We start from the raw sequence: 16,680 nt of genomic DNA, 5'->3' as shown, positions 1-16,680 counted from the left end.
GCACCCTGCCAATTGCCGCGATGCGGCCCGATTGACCGAGACCACGGATGAACCGATGAAATTCACACTCTCATGGTTGAAGGACCATCTCGATACCGAGGCGACGCTCGACGAGATCGTCGACGCGCTTAATATGATCGGCCTCGAGGTCGAGGAGATCGACGACAAGGCCGCGCTCAAGCCTTTTGTCATCGCGCGGGTCCTGACCGCCGAGCAGCATCCCGACGCCGATCGGCTGCGGGTTCTGACCGTCGATACCGGAAGCGGCGAACCGGTTCAGGTCGTCTGCGGCGCGCCCAACGCACGCGCCGGGCTGATCGGCGCCTTCGCGCCGCCCGGGACCTACATTCCCGGGATCGACCTGATGCTGGCCGTCGGCAAGATCCGCGGCGTCGAGAGCCACGGCATGATGTGCTCCGAACGCGAATTGCAGCTTTCGGACGAGCATGAGGGCATCATCGATCTGCAGGAGGAGCTTGAAATCGGCTCCAGCTTCGCGGCCTATGCCGGGCTCGACGATCCGGTGATCGAAATCGGCCTGACGCCGAACCGGCCCGACTGCACCGGTGTGCGCGGCATTGCCCGCGATCTCGCGGCCTACGGGCTCGGCACCCTGAAGGACGGGCATACGCCGCCCGCCGGCGGCACCGATCCGTGCCCCGTCGGCATTTCGCTGGAGTTCGGCGATACCCAGCCATTGTGCCTCGGCTTCGCCTTGCGCATGGTCAAGGGCGTCAAGAACGGCCCGAGCCCGCAATGGATGCAGAAGCGGCTGACCGCTATCGGCCTGCGCCCCATCAACGCGCTCGTCGACATCACCAACTACGTCACTTTCGACCGCGGCCGTCCGCTGCATGTCTTCGACGCCGGCAAGGTGCATGGCGATCTTGTCGTACGCCGCGGCCGCGACGGTGAGAAAGTGCTTGCGCTGGACGAGCGCGAATACGAGGTCAATGACGGCATTTGCGTGATTGCAGACGATCGGGGCGTCGAATCCCTGGCCGGCGTCATGGGCGGCGAACGGTCCGGCTGTGACGATGACACCATCGACGTGCTGATCGAATCGGCGCTCTGGGACCCGGCCAACATTGCCCGCACCGGACGCGATCTCGGCATCATCACCGATGCCCGCTACCGGTTCGAACGCGGCGTGGACCCGGCCTACATGGCCGAGGGCATGGAACTGGCGACAAAGCTGGTATTGCAGCTCTGCGGCGGCGTGCCGTCACAACCGGTCATCACCGGCTATGCGGAGCCTGAAGAGAAAATCGTCGCCTTTCCGGTGTCCGAGGTCAAACGTCTGACTGGTGCGAACGTGCCGCGTGAGGAGGCGCTGTCCATTCTGGCGCGCCTCGGCTTCGAGGCCGAGGGCGAGGGCGAAACGGTCAATGTGACGGTTCCGACCTGGCGGCCGGACATTGACGGCAAGGCCGATCTCGTCGAGGAGGTCATGCGCATCTACGGCGTCAACCGTATCGATCCGCAGCCCTTGCCGCGCAACACCCATATCAACGAGCGCATATTGACGACCATGCAGATCCGCACCCGCTCCGTCCGGCGCGCCCTGGCGGCCCGCGGCATGCAGGAAGCGGTCAACTGGTCCTTCATCCCGGCCGATCAGGCCGAGCTGTTCGGTGGCGGCGGCGAAGCCTTGAAGCTTGCCAATCCGATCGCTGCGGACATGTCCGACATGCGGCCGTCGCTGCTGCCCGGTCTGCTGGCCGGCGCGCAGCGCAATGCCGACCGTGGCCATGGCGACACGGCCCTGTTCGAAGTCTCGGACATCTACGAGGACGACACCTATGCCGGTCAGCACCGCCAGGCTGCCGGGGTGCGCCGTGGCACCGCCGGGCTGGAAGGCAGCGGCCGGCACTGGAACGGCGCGGCTGCTTCCGTGGGCGTCTTCGACGCCAAGGCCGATGCGCTTGCCGCCCTTGAAGCCTGCGGTGCGCCGGTCGCGCGCGTGCAGATCGAGGCCGGCGCCCCGGACTGGTATCATCCGGGCCGCAGCGGCGTCATCAAGCTGGGCCCGAAAGTGGTTCTCGGCACATTCGGCGAATTTCATCCCAAGGCGCTCGACCGCATGGGTGTGGACGGGCCGGTCTGCGGCTTTGAAATCCGCATCGACGCTGTACCGGAGCCGAAGCGCAAGGCGACCCGCACCAAGACGCCGCTGGAGATTTCTCCATTCCAGGCGCTCAAGCGTGATTTCGCCTTCGTGGTCGATGCCGATGTCGCGGCCGCACAGATCGTCACATCGGTTGCCGGGGCCGACAAGAAGCTGATCGCGGATGTGCGTGTCTTCGACCTGTTCGAGGGGCCGTCACTGGGTGATGGCAAGAAGTCCGTCGCCGTCGAGGTCGACATTCAGCCGACGGACCGCACGCTGACAGATGCCGACCTGGAAGCGCTGGCCGCACGCATTGTTGAAAATGTCAGCAAAAAAACCGGTGGTGTTTTGCGCGGATAGGGTATGCTTTGGTCAAGTTATGCTGATTATGAGCATAAGTTGGCTCGAAACCGGGGCGGGAGCTGGATTATGAATATGATCCTGAACACCGACAGCTACAAATATTCGCATTTCGCCCAGTATCCGCCCGAAACGGCGGCGATCTCGGCCTATATAGAGAGCCGGCCGGGCGGCCGTCACGACCATGTGCTGTTTTTCGGCCTGCAGATGTTCCTTAAGGAATATCTGACCCGCCGCATCACGGCGGCCGATATCGACGAGGCAGACGAACTGGTGTCGGCTCACGGGCTGCCGTTCAACCGCGATGGCTGGGAACTGCTGGTCAGCCGTCATGGCGGCAGCCTGCCGCTGTCCATCGAGGCCCTTCCGGAGGGCTCGGTCGTGCCCGTCGGAACGCCGCTTGTCCAGATCCGCAACACGGACCCGGACTTCTTCTGGCTGCCCACCTTTATCGAGACGGCCCTGCTGCGCGCCGTGTGGTATCCGTCGACTGTCGCGACCGTGTCGTTCCACGTGCGCCGCATCATCACCGAGGCGCTGGAGCGCTCCTGTGACGATCATACGGATGTGCTGCCGTTCCGGCTGCATGATTTCGGGGCGCGGGGCGCCACGTCGCTGGAGCAGGCCGGCCTCGGCGGCGTCGCCCATCTCGTCAGTTTCATGGGTACGGACACCGTGTCGGGCCTGGTCTATGCACGTAAATATTACGCCGAACCCATGGCCGGCTTTTCCATCCCCGCCGCCGAGCACTCGACCATGACGGCCTGGGGCGAGGAACGCGAGGCGGAAGCCTACGAGAACATGATCGAGAATTTCGGTGGCGACGGCAAGATGGTTGCGGTCGTGTCGGATTCCTACGACCTGTACCGGGCGGTCTCGGAAATCTGGGGCAAGGAACTGCGCTCAAAAGTCGAACAGATGGGCGGCACGCTGGTGGTGCGGCCCGATTCCGGCGATCCGGCCGTCGTGCCCATCGATACGGTGGACATGCTGGGCGGCATTTTCGGCTACACGACCAACGCCAAGGGCTACAAGGTCCTCAACCCGGCGGTCCGTGTCATCCAGGGTGACGGCGTGACGCCCGATACGATCAAGATCATTCTCGACCGGCTCATGGGCCGTGGCTGGTCGGCGGAGAACATTGCCTTCGGCATGGGCGCCGGTCTGCTGCAGAAGGTCAACCGCGACACGTTGCGCTTTGCCATGAAGGCCAATGCGCGGCTCGACACTTCCGGCAACTGGACGGGAATACACAAGGACCCGAAGACCGATCCGGGCAAGGCGTCGAAACGCTACCGCCAAGCGGTTATCATGCAGGACGGCGCGCCGGTTGCGGTGCCGCTGAAGGAACTGGGCGAGCGCGCCAATCTCATGCAGCCGGTCTGGGAAGACGGAAAGCTGCTGAGAGACTGGACATTCGCTGAAATCAGACAACGAGCAGCCGGAGAGATTTGACATGACAATATTCAGATGGGGCGTCCTTTCAACGGCGAAGATCGCACAGACACAATTGCTGCCGGCCATGCAGGACGCCCGCAACGGCATTGTCGCGGCAATCGCCAGCCGCGACGAGGCACGAGCGCGCCAGCTCGCCGACCGGTTCGGCGCGCCCCACGCTTTCGGTTCCTATGAAGCGCTGCTTGCCTCCGATACCGTTGACGGCGTCTACATTCCGCTGCCCACAAGCGATCACGTCGCCTGGAGCCTGAAGGCCGCCCAGGCCGGCAAGCATGTTCTTTGCGAAAAACCCATTGCGCTGAAAGCCGAAGAGATCGACGCCCTCATCGCCGAGCGCGACCGCTCCGGAAAGATCATTTCCGAGGCCTTCATGGTCTGTTACCACCCGCAATGGCACAAGGTCCGGGAACTGATCGCGAGCGGCGCGATCGGCCGGCTGCGCCACGTCAACGGCGTCTTCACCTATTTCAACACCGATCCGGAAAACATGCGCAACAAGCCGGAACTCGGCGGCGGCGGGTTGCCCGATATCGGCGTCTATCCGACTGTAGCCACACGTTTTTCCACGGGGCTTGAGCCACAGCGTGTGCGGGCCGAGGTCGAGCGCGATCCGCAGTTCGGAACCGACATCTACGCCAATGTGTCGGCCGATTTCGGCGCCTTCAACCTGGATTTCTATTGCTCGACCCAGATGGCGCTGCGACAGGAAATGCTCTTCCATGGCGACAAGGGCGCTATCGAGGTCACGGCGCCGTTCAACGCCGGAGATTACGGTCACGCGGTCGTCACCCTGCACAACCAGGACCGCAGCGAAGCGCAGGTCTTCCGCTTCCAGGGCGTGCGGCAGTACCGCGACATGCTGGAGACGTTTGCGGATGTGGCGCTCAACGCCGAGGGCGCGCTGTTTTCGCTGGAAAGCTCAAAGGCCAACCAGAAACTGATCGACGCCGTTTACCGCGCCGGCGAAAGCGACGCCTGGGAAGCCGTCTAAACCAGACACGCTGTAAGGCGATCCGCCGTTCTTGAAATCGTTGCGGCAGACGATCATCATGATCGCCTGTCCCGCGTCGATTCGGCTTCACAAAAGCAAAAGAGGTTCGTTTGGATCACCTGCGCTATGCCGGCCTGCCGTTCGAGCGCCAGCGCGACATCCTCATCGATATCGTTCGCGGCGAGCCCATCGTCCATGACGCGCTCGTCGCTGCGCGTGATTTCGATCTTCCGCAATGGCGCATCGTCGCCGGCGTGATCTACAACACCGTCTGGAATGTCCTCACCGGCCGCCCGTCCGGCCACGGCGTCAAGGATATCGACTTGTTCTATTTCGATGACGCCGATCTGTCCTGGGAGGCGGAGGACCGGGTGATCCGGCGCGGGCGCGATGCGTTTTCCGCTGCCGCCCTGCCGGTGGAGATCCGCAACCAGGCGCGCGTGCATCTTTGGTTTCCCGAAAAGTTCGGCGAGGCCTATGCGCCGCTGAAAGACAGCGATGAATCCATCGCGCGCTTTTCGTCCAGGACCCACGCTGTCGGAATTCGTCTCGAAGAGGACGGCCATATAGACGTTTGCGCGCCATTTGGCCTCGATCACATCTTTTCGTTCCAGGTGGTGCCCAACCGGGTGCTCTACAACGAGCCCGGCTACACCGAAAAGGCGCGCCGTGCGATAAAGTGCTGGCCGGAGCTTTCCGTCGAGCCGTGGTAGGCGTTACCGCCCGAAGACGAGCTTTGCGTAGCCGGTATAGGAGAATATCGTGGCGATCGCCGAGCCGATGGTGAGCGCGAAGACCGGGCGCAGATCGGGAACAAACACGAGCAGCCCCGAATAAACGAGATAATTCAAAAGGCTGGTGGCAATGCCCACGCCGCTGTAGCGCATGCCCTCGACGGCCGCGTGGCTGCTGCTCTTGCCGAAGGTAAAGTTCCGGTTGAGCAGCCAGGTGACCTGCAGCGCAGCCGCAATGGCGATGAGTCGTGCAGTAAAGGGGTCGAGCGCCGTAAAGCGCAACAACCCCATCAACAAACCCGCATCCGTCACAAATCCAATTCCGCCGACAACGACGAAACTAAAGAGACGTTTTTTCATGCAGCGATTGATTTCCTTGCCTTGCCGCCGGATGGGCGCTGATCAACTCCGACCGCGCGCGGTTCGCCACGCGTCGTCGGGAGACCCATATACAGCATCCTTTTGTGTTCTGCACGGCTTCGGGCCAAAGAATCCAAAATAACGCCCGCGACAAAAAACAGCATGGAAATCATCAACAGGGCGATCGCCGCAATCCAGGTCGGCAACCTGCTGACCAGCCCCGTTTCGAAATATTCCGCCAGCACCGGTGCCATGAAGGCAAGACTTGCAATGAGCATGGCGCCGCTGATGCTCGAGAAGAACAGGAACGGGCGCGTCTCCTTGACCAGCAGCATCAGCATCCAGAGGATCTTGAACCCGTCCTTGAAGGTCGAAAGCTTGCTGTCCGAACCTTCCGGGCGCCGGCCGTAGTCGAGCGTGAGTTCCGAGACGGGCATGCGCAGCATCGAGGCGTGCACCGACATTTCCGTCTCGATTTCGAAACCGCCGGACAGTGCCGGAAAGCTCTTGGCGAAGCGCCGGTTGAAGACGCGGTATCCCGAAAAAATGTCGGTGAAGTCACGGCCGAAAAGCGCCGTGTAAATAAAATTGAACAGCCGGTTGCCGAAAGCATGGCCGGAACGGCCGGCATCGGCGGTCACGCCGCGGCGTGTTCCGACCACCATGTCGCTGCGTTCCGTCACCAGCGTGCGCACCAGATCCGGCGCGTCCTCGGGCGCATAGGTGCCGTCGCCATCGGCCATGACATAGATATCGGCATCGATATCGGCGAACATGCGCCGCACAACGTGCCCCTTGCCCTGGCGCGGCTCGCGCACCACCGTTGCGCCGGCGCGGGCGGCCAGAATGGCGGTCCGGTCGCTGGAATTGTTGTCATAGACAAAGACATGGGCATTCGGCAGCTCACGCCGGAAACCCGCGACAACGTCGCCGATGGTCGCCTCTTCATTGTAGCAGGGCAGCAGGACGGCGATCTGCAGGTCGTCGAACATCAAATCTGACATTATGTCCTCGTCTGGTCGGTTGCGGGCACGGGCCCGGATACGCTCACGCGCGCCTTTACTATTTCTTGGGAAGGTTAAGGCTAGGTTGCCCTTTGACAAATAAGTTTGATGTCTGGGGAGAGATGACCGTGACAATGGTCAGCCAAGCCGAAACGGCAAAGAGGGAAGATGGCGAAGCCCGCCTGTTTCTGCCGGTTCTTGTAACGACACTGGCGACGGCGCTGTTCCTTGCCGGCATGCACATGCTGCACGGCACCGACTATGTCGGCGGGGACAATGACGATGTCATGCGTCTCGTGCAGATCCGCGATCTGATGGCCGGGCAGGGCTGGTTCGATCTGACGCAATATCGCCTTGGCCTTGAGGGCGGCACGGCGATGCACTGGTCGCGCCTGATCGACGTTCCGTTGGCCAATCTCATCGGGCTGTTCTCCGTTTTCATGGATGCGAGAAACGCCGAAGCCGCGGCGCTGTTCGTCTGGCCGCTTGTTCTGCTTGTTCCGCTGTTCATCGGATTTGCCGCCGCCGGGCGCAATCTCGGCGGCCGTCCGGCCATGCTGATCGCGCTCTTTCTGGGCGTGTTCTTCGTGATTGCGCACAATCGCTTCCGGCCCGGCGCGATCGATCATCACAATGCCCAGCTTGCGCTGATCGTCCTGATGCTGGCGGGAATGACCGATCCGCGGATGAGCCGCGCCTGGTCGGCCGTCGCCGGCTTCGCGGCGGCGCTGGCGATCGCCATCGGCGCCGAGACCATGCCGCTCGTCGCCGCCGGTTGCGCCGCCGTGGCGGTCCTCTGGGCATGGATGGGCCGGCCGGCAGCGCAGGCTGCCAGCGCCTTCGGCCTTTCCTTCGCCGCAACGCTTGCCGGCTGCTTCTATCTGTTGACGCCGCCCAATGCATATGGCGCCGTCGCGTGCGATACCTTTTCGGGTGGTTTCTACTTTCTCGGCACGGTCGGAGGCGCCGTATTGTTCTTTCTGGCGGCAACGGCCAGCGGCACGAACCGCCTGGTGCGGTTCGCGGCGCTCGCCGGCGGCGGCGCAATGGTGGCAATCGCCGCTGTCCTGATCGTCCCCGGATGTTTGCAGAGCCCCTTGGCGGATCTCGATCCGATGCTGCGCACAATGTGGCTCGACCGGGTGACCGAGGCCCGGTCCGTCGTCAGCCAGGTGCGGTTCAGCCCGGAGAACCTGGCCGGCTTCTATGCGGTTCCGGTCATCGCGCTGATCGCCTGTATCTGGCAGGTCCGCCGCGGCGAGCGGCAGTGGCAGAACCTGTGCTTTGCGGCGGTAATCGCCGTCGCATTCCTCATTTCGCTGGTTCAGGTGCGCGGTTCGGTCTTTGCAAATCTGCTGGCCATCGTGCCGCTGTCCGCCATCATCGCCGAAAAGCAGATCCTGTATCGCAGGGAGAACAGGCTGGGTGCCGCGGCCGTACAGTATATTGCGCTAGCGGTGGTATCGATCCAGTTCGTCTGGATGGTCGGCGGTGCCGTGGTGGTGGACGGTATCGATTCCGTCAAGACCCATTCCACGGCCGCTGAGGAAAAGCTTGAAAAATGCGATGCTCCCAGGAACCTGGTGGCGCTTTCCGCTGAGCCGCCGGGCGTCGTCTCGGCCGTCTCCAATCTCGGCTCCGACATATTGCGCTTCACGCCGCACCGCGTGCTTTCCGCGCCCTATCACCGCAATCAGGGCGGCATGCTGACACAATTGCAGATCGCCATGGGAACCGTCGGCGATGCGGAGGCCTTCATCCGCGGATCGGGCGTCACGCTGGTGGCCTTCTGCCCGACCGATCCCGAGGCAAAGGAGATCGTGCGCAAATATCCCGACAGCTTCTATGCAAAGCTCGACGCCGGCCATATTCCCGGTTTTCTCGAACCGGTCAGCCAGAATCCGGACAACCCGATCCGGCTGTACCGCGTGATTGAATAGAGATTGCCGCCGAATTGGCGTAGTATGGCGCCAATCCCGGTCTGCCTGGAGCCCTTGAGATGATGCAAAGCATTCCGCAAGCGAAGTGGCTGAGCAGCCTCTTGTCCGTCGCGATGGTTCTCTTCAGCATCGGGCAGGTCGCGGCAAGTGACGGGACGCCGGCCAAACAGCTGTTCGGCGGCAAGAAACTGCCGGCGGTCATGCCGGCGCAGGCGGTCGGCTTTTATTCCAAGGGGTGTCTTTCGGGCGGCATAGCCATTGCCACCGACGGTCCGTACTGGCAGGCGATGCGCCTTTCGCGCAACCGTCGCTGGGGCCATCCCGAACTGATCAAGACAATCGAGAAGCTTTCGAGCGATGCCGCCACGAAGGATGGCTGGCCGGGGCTGCTGGTCGGCGACCTGTCGCAGCCGCGCGGCGGTCCCATGCTGACCGGGCATGCCTCGCATCAGATCGGACTCGATGCGGACATCTGGCTGACGCCGATGCCGAACCGCCGCTTTTCGGCGCAGGAACGCGAGTCGACCAGCGCCATCTCCGTGCTCAGGGCAAAGTCGGTTGTCGTCGATCCTAATGTCTGGACCGATGCCCATGGCCGGCTGATCATGCGCGCCGCCGGCTATCCGGAGGTGCAGCGCGTCCTCGTGCATCCGGGGATCAAGAAGAAGCTGTGCGAGAGCTGGCGCGGAGACCGCAGGCACCTTAACAAGGTGCGCCCCTACTATGGCCACCACTACCATATGCATATCAGGCTGCGCTGCCCGAAGAACTCCAAGGGCTGCAGGGCTCAGAACGCCGTTCCTGCCGATTCGGGCTGCGGGAAGGAGCTCGACTGGTGGTTCAATGTGGCGCTGAAGCCGAAGAAGCCCGCAAAAAAAACGACCAAGAAGTCGGTCAAGCCGTCAAAACCGAAGCATATGATGCTGTCGGATCTGCCCTCCGCATGCGCCGTCGTTCTCAACTCCGCCGCACCGGCATCCGAGGAGGCGGTCACCTACAGGACCAGAGGCAGCGCACAAACCGCTTTCGTGCCGGTCAAGCCGGTCGAATCGCCATTCTCCATGCCGGCGCTGGTTCCGATACCGAAAGAGCGTCCCTTTGTGCAATAAGACTGCAACAATTCCCCATTAATGCGGCTTTGACGTAAAATAAGCGCCGCCGCTGCTTTCAATTGCCTTTGCAATTTCCTATAGGGTGAATTCAAATCGATTTAATGCGGTAGAATTGAGCTTTGGCGAGGACCGGCGACGGGCGCGCCATAGCGATTGATTTCGGAGATCTTCGGAACATGCCAAATATCATGGACCAGGAAGCAATCATTCATTTCCCGATCCTGATCGGCGATATCGGCGGAACAAATGCGCGTTTTGCCATTCTTGTCGATGCCTATGCGCAGCCGAAGGAGTTTCCGATCCTGGCGACCGCTGATTTCGAGACCATCGAGGAAGCCATTCAGACCTGTGTCCTCGACAAGACCTCGGTTCAGCCGCGTTCCGCAATCTTCGCCATAGCCGGACCGGTGGACGGCGACGAAACGCCGCTGACCAACTGCCCGTGGGTTGTCCGGCCCAAACAGATGATGCGTGATTTTTTCCTCGAGGATGTCATCGTTCTCAACGATTTCGAGGCGCAGGCGCTGGCGGCCGCATCGCTGGACGACGAACACCGGCACCGCATCGGCGGCGGCGAAATCGATTCCAATGCGTCGCGGGTTGTTCTGGGTCCGGGCACCGGCCTCGGCGTCGCCGGCCTGGTCTATTCCAACCACAACTGGATACCGGTTCCCGGAGAAGGCGGACATATCGACCTCGGTCCGCGCACCGAGCGCGATTTTGCGATATTCCCGCATATCGAGGCCATCGAGGGCCGCATCTCCGCCGAGCAGGTTCTTTGCGGCAGCGGCATGGTCAATCTCTACCGGGCGGTCTGCAAGGCGGATGAAATCAAGCCGGCTTACAAGGCGCCGCACGAGATAACGGCTGCCGGGCTGGAGGGCGCCGATCCGGTCGCGGCGGAAACGCTGTCGCTTTTCGCCACCTATCTCGGCCGGGTCGCCGGTGACCTGGCGCTGGTTTTCATGGCGCGCGGCGGTGTTTTCCTGTCCGGCGGTATCGCGCAGAAAATCGTGCCCGTGCTCGAAAGGCCCGAGTTCCGGGCGGCGTTCGAGGACAAGGCGCCGCACAGCGCGCTTCTGAAGTCAATCCCGACCAATGTGATCACGCATCCGCTGGCCGCGCTATTCGGCCTTGCGTCTTTTGCGCGCACGCCGATCCGTTTCGGCGTTGCGACGGAAGGGCGCCGCTGGAGGGCATAGGCAAAGCCCTTTGAAGCGTATATAGAGCCGCTGTAAGGAACAGTTCAGGACTTAAACGGTGGCGGAATCGGACGAAAATCGGATTGATCCCTATACATTGATGGGCATGCTCCGGCGCATTCTGTCGGAGAATGTTCGCGACTATCTCGGCACCTATGCCTTCGCCATTGTCTGCCTGGTCGGCGTTTCCCTGTCTACCGCCTTCATGGCCTGGATCCTGCGCGATATCGTCAACGAGGCCTTCGCCAAACAGCGCCTCGATGTCATCTGGACGATAACAGGCGCGATTTTCATTGCCTTTGTCGTACGCGGTCTCGGGACCTACGGTCAGGCGGTCGCGCTGGCCAAGATCGGCAACAACATCGTCGCCCGTTATCAGCGCCGGCTTTTTTCGCACCTCATGGAACTCGGCGTCGGCTATCTGGGCGAGACCCGGTCCGCGCAGCTCGCGGCGCGAATCGGACAGAACGCCTCCGGCATCCGCGACGTGTTGAACCTGACGATCACCTCGCTCGCCAAGGACCTGCTGACGCTCGTCGCGCTGGTCGGCGTGATGCTCTATCAGGACTGGCAGTTGACGCTCGCCGTCGCCCTGGTCGGCCCGCCGGTCGTTCTTGCGCTTCGCTATATCGCCAAGCGGCTGCGCAGCGTCACGCGGGAGGCCGTGCTGGTCAACAGCCGTGTCTATGGCGTCATGCAGGAAACCATGCAGGGCATAGCCATCGTCAAGGCCTTCACGATGGAGGATCAGCTCCGTGACAAGGTGAACGATCTGGTTGAGGATGCGGAGGCAAGGTCCAACCGCATCGTGCGGCTGACGGAGCGCACGGGCCCGCTTACCGACTCGCTCGCCGGCCTCGCGGTCGCCGGCATCTTGGCCTATGCGGCGCTGCAGACGGTCAATTCCGACGAGCTGCCCGGCGCACTGGTTTCCTTTATCGGTGCGCTCCTGTTTGCCTATGACCCGGCACGGCGGCTGGCGCGCCTTCAGGTGAATCTTGAGCGGGCGATCGTCAACGCCAGGATGATCTATGAGGTGCTCGACATCGATCCGCACCAGCCGGATGTTCCCGACGCCAAGGAACTTGTCGTCACGAAAGGCGAAATCCGCTTCGAGGGTGTGGAATTCGGCTATGCCGTCGCAAGTCCCGTGCTGCACAATGTCAGTTTCGTTGCCGAGGCCGGCAAGACGACGGCCTTGGTCGGGCCGTCCGGCGCTGGCAAGACGACGATCGTCAACCTTCTGCCGCGCTTCTACGATCTCGATGGCGGCCGTATCTTCATTGACGGTCAGGACATTGCCGGTGTCACCAAGCATTCGCTTCGCGATGCGATCGCCTATGTCTCACAGCACCCCTACCTCTTCGAGGGCACCATCCGCGACAACATCCGCTACGGGCGTCCGGGCGCCACGGATGAAGAGGTGGAGCAAGCTGCACGGCTTGCCTATGCCCATGACTTCATTCTCGAACAGCCCGATGGCTACGACACGCCGGTCGGCGAGGGCGGCTCGACGCTGTCGGGCGGACAGCGCCAGCGTATTTCGATTGCCAGGGCCGTGATCCGCAATGCGCCGATCCTGCTGCTCGACGAGGCGACATCGGCGCTCGACACCGAATCGGAGGTCCTGGTGCAAAAGGCCCTGGACGATGCGATGAGCGGACGCACCGTGCTCGTCATTGCCCACAGGCTCTCGACCATTGCCCGTGCCGACAAGATCATCGTCATGATGAAAGGCCGGGTGACCGAGCAGGGCAGCCACAGCGAGCTGGCGGAACTGGAGAACGGCATCTATGCGCGATTCCTGAAGCTTCAGGCGTTGGGCATCGACGGCAGTGAAAATCTCGGAATTCAGGTGACACCGGTAAAAAGCGAGGTCGAACATGGCTGATATGCGATTGGCCGTGGTCGGCGCCGCCGGCCGCATGGGGCAGGCGCTCATTCGGGCGATCGATGCGGTCGATGGCGCGGCTTTGGCCGCGGCTGTCGAGCGCAGCGGCTCCGACGCGCTCGGGCGCGACGCCGGGGAACTTGCCCGTCTCGGGCCGGTTGGCGTTGCCATTGGCGATGATGCGGAAGCGGCCTTTGCCGCTGCCGACGGTGTGCTCGACTTTACCGCGCCGGCCGTTTCGGTGGAATTTTCCCGCCTTGCCGCCGATGCCGGCATCGTTCACGTGATCGGCACGACCGGGCTCGACGCGGCCCAGGAGGATGCGATCCGTGCGAACGCGGCACGTGCCGCGATTGTCAAATCCGGCAATATGAGCCTCGGCGTCAATCTCCTGAGCGTTCTGGTGCGCCAGGCCGCCAAGGCGCTTGACGCCGACTGGGACATAGAAGTGGTCGAGATGCACCACAAGCACAAGGTCGATGCGCCTTCCGGAACCGCCTATCTGCTGGGAGAAGCTGCTGCCGAAGGCCGCGGCGTTGACCTGTCCGACAACAGCGTGCGCGTGCGCGACGGGCAGACCGGACCGCGCCCGAAGGGCACGATCGGCTTTGCCACCCTCAGGGGCGGCTCCGTGGTCGGCGAGCATTCGGTGCTGCTTGCCGGCGAAGGCGAGGTCGTCGAACTCACGCACCGCGCCCTTGACCGCTCGATCTTCGCGCGCGGCGCCGTCAAGGCCGCGCTCTGGGCCCGCAACCGCGATCCCGGGCTTTACTCAATGCTCGACGTCCTCGGAATCTCCTGAACCCTGAAAGGCGGAAAATCATGTCCGGAACCCTCGTCCTCGTTCGCCACGGCCAAAGCGAATGGAACCTGAAGAACCTGTTCACCGGCTGGAAGAACCCGGACCTGACCGAGCAGGGTCTCGAAGAGGCAATAGCAGGCGGCCAGGCCCTGAAGGACTACGGAATCCGCTTCGACATCGCCTTCACCTCGGTGCTGGTGCGCGCCGAGCGGACCTGCCAGATCATCCTCGACGGCATCGGCCAGCCCGATCTCGAGACGATCCACGACCAGGCGCTGAACGAGCGCGACTATGGCGATCTGGCTGGTCTGAACAAGGATGACGCGCGCGAAAAATGGGGTGAGGAACAGGTGCATATCTGGCGCCGTTCCTACGACGTGCCGCCGCCCGGCGGCGAAAGCCTCAAGGACACCGGTGCCCGGGTCTGGCCCTACTACATGACCGAGATCCTGCCGCGTGTCCTGGCCGGCCAGAACGTCCTTGTGGCGGCGCACGGCAACTCGCTGCGCTCCCTGGTCATGGTCCTCGACCGCCTGAGCCGCGACGAAATCACCAGCCTCAATCTGGCGACCGGCGTGCCGATGGTCTACAAGCTGAAGGCCGATTCCACGGTTGCCTCCAAGGAAGTCCTCGGAGACATGTCCAAGGCGCACTGAGCCCTCATGACCGGGATCAGCATCCGGCCGGCAAGGCGCGAGGAGGCCGATCTCCTGACGGCGCTCTGCCATCGTTCAAAGGCCCATTGGGGCTATGACGACCGCTTCATGGAACGCAGCCGCGAAGCGTTGACCGTTAATTGCGACCGCATCGCCGCAGGCTGGGTGCTGATTGCCGAAAGCGCCGGCCGGCCGCAGGGCGTTGCCGCCATCGGTCCGGACGGGGATGGTTTCGAAATCGATCTCTTTTTCATCGATCCCGACGCCATGGGCAAAGGTGTCGGCACGGCTCTCTTCGCGGCGTTGATGGCACTGGCCCGGTCGCGCGGCATAGAGCGCCTGTCGATCCTGTCCGATCCCAACGCCGAGGCATTCTATGAGCGCATGGGCGCCCGCCCGGTTGGCACCGCGCCGTCGGACACGATCCCCGGGCGGTCGCTGCCGCTCATGGAGATCATTGTCCCGCCATCAAATGCTTCTATTTAAGCGAAAGACTGTCTAGTCTGCCGGCGAACGCCGTCGAATCAGCAAGCGGGGCACAGCGTGAATACGAGATATCTGCACATTTCGGCATTGGCCGCTCTGGCAATGTTGATGTCCGGCTGTGTGTCGGAAACCGGCTACGAACCCGGTATTGCCGCCGGGTCCAGCAGCAACGGCTATTCCCAGTGCCGGGCCGAGGCATGGAAACGGTATCCGGAGAAGCCTGTCGTCAATCAGGAACCGGGCTATATCGGCGACAGATGGGTCTCTTGCGGCGATGGAAGCAGCCGGCTCTGTCCGCCCGCGAGCGCCGCCTACTATGCCGATCAGGGCACCTATTGGGACTACAACAGGACGCCGCGGCAGCTCTTTCTGCGGCGTTGCCTGGCGGGCTGAATTCATCTCAGGCAGCGAGATCCGCGACCACCGCGTCGAGCACCATCATGCCCGCAGGCGTGCAGCGCAGGCGCGAATTGCCGAGCCGTTCCAGCAGACCGTGCGAGATCAGAAAGCTTTCCTTGTCGGGATCGACGGAACGGCCTGAAAGGTCGCGCCAGCGTGTCACGTCGAAACCTTCGCGCAGCCGCAGCCCCATCAGCATCAACTCGTCCGCCTGCGCCTCGGTGTCGAGGCGCTCTTCCGATTCCATGCCATGACCAAGTGTCTCGACCTGCTCGAGCCACTGTTCGGGCAGCCGCCGGTTGACGGTTCCGATCCTGCCATATGCGTGCGACAGACGGCCATGCGCGCCCGCGCCGAGACCCACATAGTCGCCATAGCGCCAATAGGTGAGGTTATGACGGCTTTCCGCGCCCGGCACCGCGTGGTTGGAGACCTCGTAGGCCGGCAGACCGCGGGCACTGGTCAGGGCCTGCGTCGCCTCGTAGAGATCAGCGCTGAGGTCGCCGTCGGGAATCTTCAGCCGGCCGCTTTTGTAAAGCCCGTAAAACGGTGTTCCCTGCTCGATGGTCAACTGATAGAGCGACAGATGGTCGGCGGCGTGGCCGATCGCGGCGTCAAGCTCGCGCTCCCAGTCCTGAACGCTCTGGCCGGGCCGCGCATAAATCAGATCGAAGGAAAGTCGGGGAAAGGTCTCGCGCGCCAGTTCGATTGCCGTCAAGGCCTCGGAGACGCTGTGCAAACGGCCGAGCGTCTTGAGGTCGCTGTCGTTGAGGGCCTGCACACCGAGCGATACACGGTTCACGCCGGCTGCCCGGTAGCCGCGAAACCGTTCGGCCTCGACGCTTGACGGATTGGCTTCGAGCGTGATTTCCGCATCGATCGCGACATCCCAGGCCCGGCCGATCGCCGACAGGATCTCATCCACCGTCTGCGGCGCCATCAGGGAGGGCGTGCCGCCGCCGAAAAAGATGCTGGTCACCGTTCGCGCGCCGGTTATCGCCCGCATCTGCAGGATTTCGCGCTGAAAAGCGGCAACGAAGCGCGGCTGGTCGACGGGCTTGTGGCGCACATGACTGTTGAAGTCGCAATAGGGGCACTTGGCCGCGCAGAACGGCCAGTGCACATAGATCCCGAATCCCGGGTCGCTATAGTCCAGTATTGCCCCACCCATCCCG

General features: G+C 62.8%; 15 protein-coding genes. 12 read left to right on the top strand and 3 right to left on the bottom strand.

Annotation, left to right across the window (positions count from 1 at the left end; translation table 11 throughout):
- Positions 1–55 precede the first annotated feature (55 nt).
- The 4 genes from pheT (at position 56) to OOZ53_RS07570 (ending at position 5,632) form a co-directional block, all read left to right on the top strand.
- Positions 56–2,470, top strand: a complete 2,415-nt coding sequence (gene pheT / locus OOZ53_RS07585) for a phenylalanine--tRNA ligase subunit beta (RefSeq protein ID WP_271088811.1) — start codon at positions 56–58, stop codon at positions 2,468–2,470.
- 69 nt (positions 2,471–2,539) lie between these two features.
- Complete coding sequence (locus tag OOZ53_RS07580; RefSeq protein ID WP_271088809.1) at positions 2,540–3,925, top strand: nicotinate phosphoribosyltransferase; 1,386 nt, start codon at positions 2,540–2,542, stop codon at positions 3,923–3,925.
- 7 nt (positions 3,926–3,932) lie between these two features.
- The gene (locus OOZ53_RS07575; RefSeq protein WP_271089184.1) at positions 3,933–4,919 is read left to right on the top strand and encodes a Gfo/Idh/MocA family protein; all 987 of its coding nucleotides are present in this window, start codon (positions 3,933–3,935) and stop codon (positions 4,917–4,919) included.
- A gap of 110 nt (positions 4,920–5,029) precedes the next feature.
- The gene (locus tag OOZ53_RS07570) at positions 5,030–5,632 is read left to right on the top strand and encodes a nucleotidyltransferase family protein (RefSeq protein ID WP_271088807.1); all 603 of its coding nucleotides are present in this window, start codon (positions 5,030–5,032) and stop codon (positions 5,630–5,632) included.
- A gap of 3 nt (positions 5,633–5,635) precedes the next feature.
- Here the strand turns inward: OOZ53_RS07570 and OOZ53_RS07565 are convergent, their stop codons facing one another.
- On the bottom strand, positions 5,636–6,013 hold the full coding sequence (locus OOZ53_RS07565) for a GtrA family protein (RefSeq protein WP_271088805.1): 378 nt from the start codon (positions 6,011–6,013) through the stop codon (positions 5,636–5,638).
- Positions 6,010–7,017: a glycosyltransferase gene (locus OOZ53_RS07560; RefSeq protein ID WP_271088804.1), complete on the bottom strand. Its 1,008-nt coding sequence runs from the start codon at positions 7,015–7,017 to the stop codon at positions 6,010–6,012. The genes OOZ53_RS07565 and OOZ53_RS07560 overlap by 4 nt, the downstream gene beginning before the upstream one ends.
- A gap of 128 nt (positions 7,018–7,145) precedes the next feature.
- Here OOZ53_RS07560 and OOZ53_RS07555 point away from each other — a divergent pair, with 128 nt between their 5' ends.
- The 8 genes from OOZ53_RS07555 to OOZ53_RS07520 all read left to right on the top strand — a co-directional run bounded on the left by OOZ53_RS07555 (position 7,146) and on the right by OOZ53_RS07520 (position 15,499).
- The gene (locus OOZ53_RS07555) at positions 7,146–8,957 is read left to right on the top strand and encodes a hypothetical protein (RefSeq protein ID WP_271088803.1); all 1,812 of its coding nucleotides are present in this window, start codon (positions 7,146–7,148) and stop codon (positions 8,955–8,957) included.
- Positions 8,958–9,016: 59 nt separating this feature from the next.
- Entirely contained in the window at positions 9,017–10,066 is a 1,050-nt protein-coding gene (gene mepA, locus OOZ53_RS07550; protein WP_271088802.1) for a penicillin-insensitive murein endopeptidase, read from the top strand.
- Positions 10,067–10,245: 179 nt separating this feature from the next.
- Positions 10,246–11,271 (top strand): glucokinase, encoded by a 1,026-nt coding sequence (locus tag OOZ53_RS07545; RefSeq protein ID WP_271088801.1) that lies wholly within the window; start codon positions 10,246–10,248, stop codon positions 11,269–11,271.
- Between the two features lie 100 nt (positions 11,272–11,371).
- Positions 11,372–13,162 (top strand): ABC transporter ATP-binding protein, encoded by a 1,791-nt coding sequence (locus OOZ53_RS07540; RefSeq protein ID WP_271089183.1) that lies wholly within the window; start codon positions 11,372–11,374, stop codon positions 13,160–13,162.
- Complete coding sequence (gene dapB / locus OOZ53_RS07535; protein WP_271088800.1) at positions 13,155–13,964, top strand: 4-hydroxy-tetrahydrodipicolinate reductase; 810 nt, start codon at positions 13,155–13,157, stop codon at positions 13,962–13,964. The genes OOZ53_RS07540 and dapB overlap by 8 nt, the downstream gene beginning before the upstream one ends.
- 20 nt (positions 13,965–13,984) lie before the next feature.
- Complete coding sequence (locus OOZ53_RS07530) at positions 13,985–14,620, top strand: 2,3-bisphosphoglycerate-dependent phosphoglycerate mutase (RefSeq protein WP_271088799.1); 636 nt, start codon at positions 13,985–13,987, stop codon at positions 14,618–14,620.
- A 6-nt stretch (positions 14,621–14,626) separates the two neighbouring features.
- Positions 14,627–15,106 carry a GNAT family N-acetyltransferase gene (locus tag OOZ53_RS07525; RefSeq protein WP_271088798.1) on the top strand — a complete coding sequence of 160 codons (480 nt, stop codon included), beginning with the start codon at positions 14,627–14,629 and terminating at the stop codon, positions 15,104–15,106.
- Between the two features lie 108 nt (positions 15,107–15,214).
- The gene (locus OOZ53_RS07520) at positions 15,215–15,499 is read left to right on the top strand and encodes a hypothetical protein (RefSeq protein WP_271088797.1); all 285 of its coding nucleotides are present in this window, start codon (positions 15,215–15,217) and stop codon (positions 15,497–15,499) included.
- 7 nt (positions 15,500–15,506) lie between these two features.
- On the opposite strand, the gene hemW is transcribed toward OOZ53_RS07520, so the two are convergent.
- The gene (gene hemW, locus OOZ53_RS07515; RefSeq protein ID WP_271088796.1) at positions 15,507–16,676 is read right to left on the bottom strand and encodes a radical SAM family heme chaperone HemW; all 1,170 of its coding nucleotides are present in this window, start codon (positions 16,674–16,676) and stop codon (positions 15,507–15,509) included.
- Positions 16,677–16,680 lie beyond the last annotated feature (4 nt).

Origin of the sequence: Allohoeflea poritis (genome assembly GCF_027889715.1) — a bacterium.
GTDB lineage: Bacteria > Pseudomonadota > Alphaproteobacteria > Rhizobiales > Rhizobiaceae > Hoeflea_A > Hoeflea_A poritis.
The sequence above is the reverse complement of the archived record's forward strand: the minus strand, read 5'-3'. Positions and strand labels throughout refer to the sequence as shown.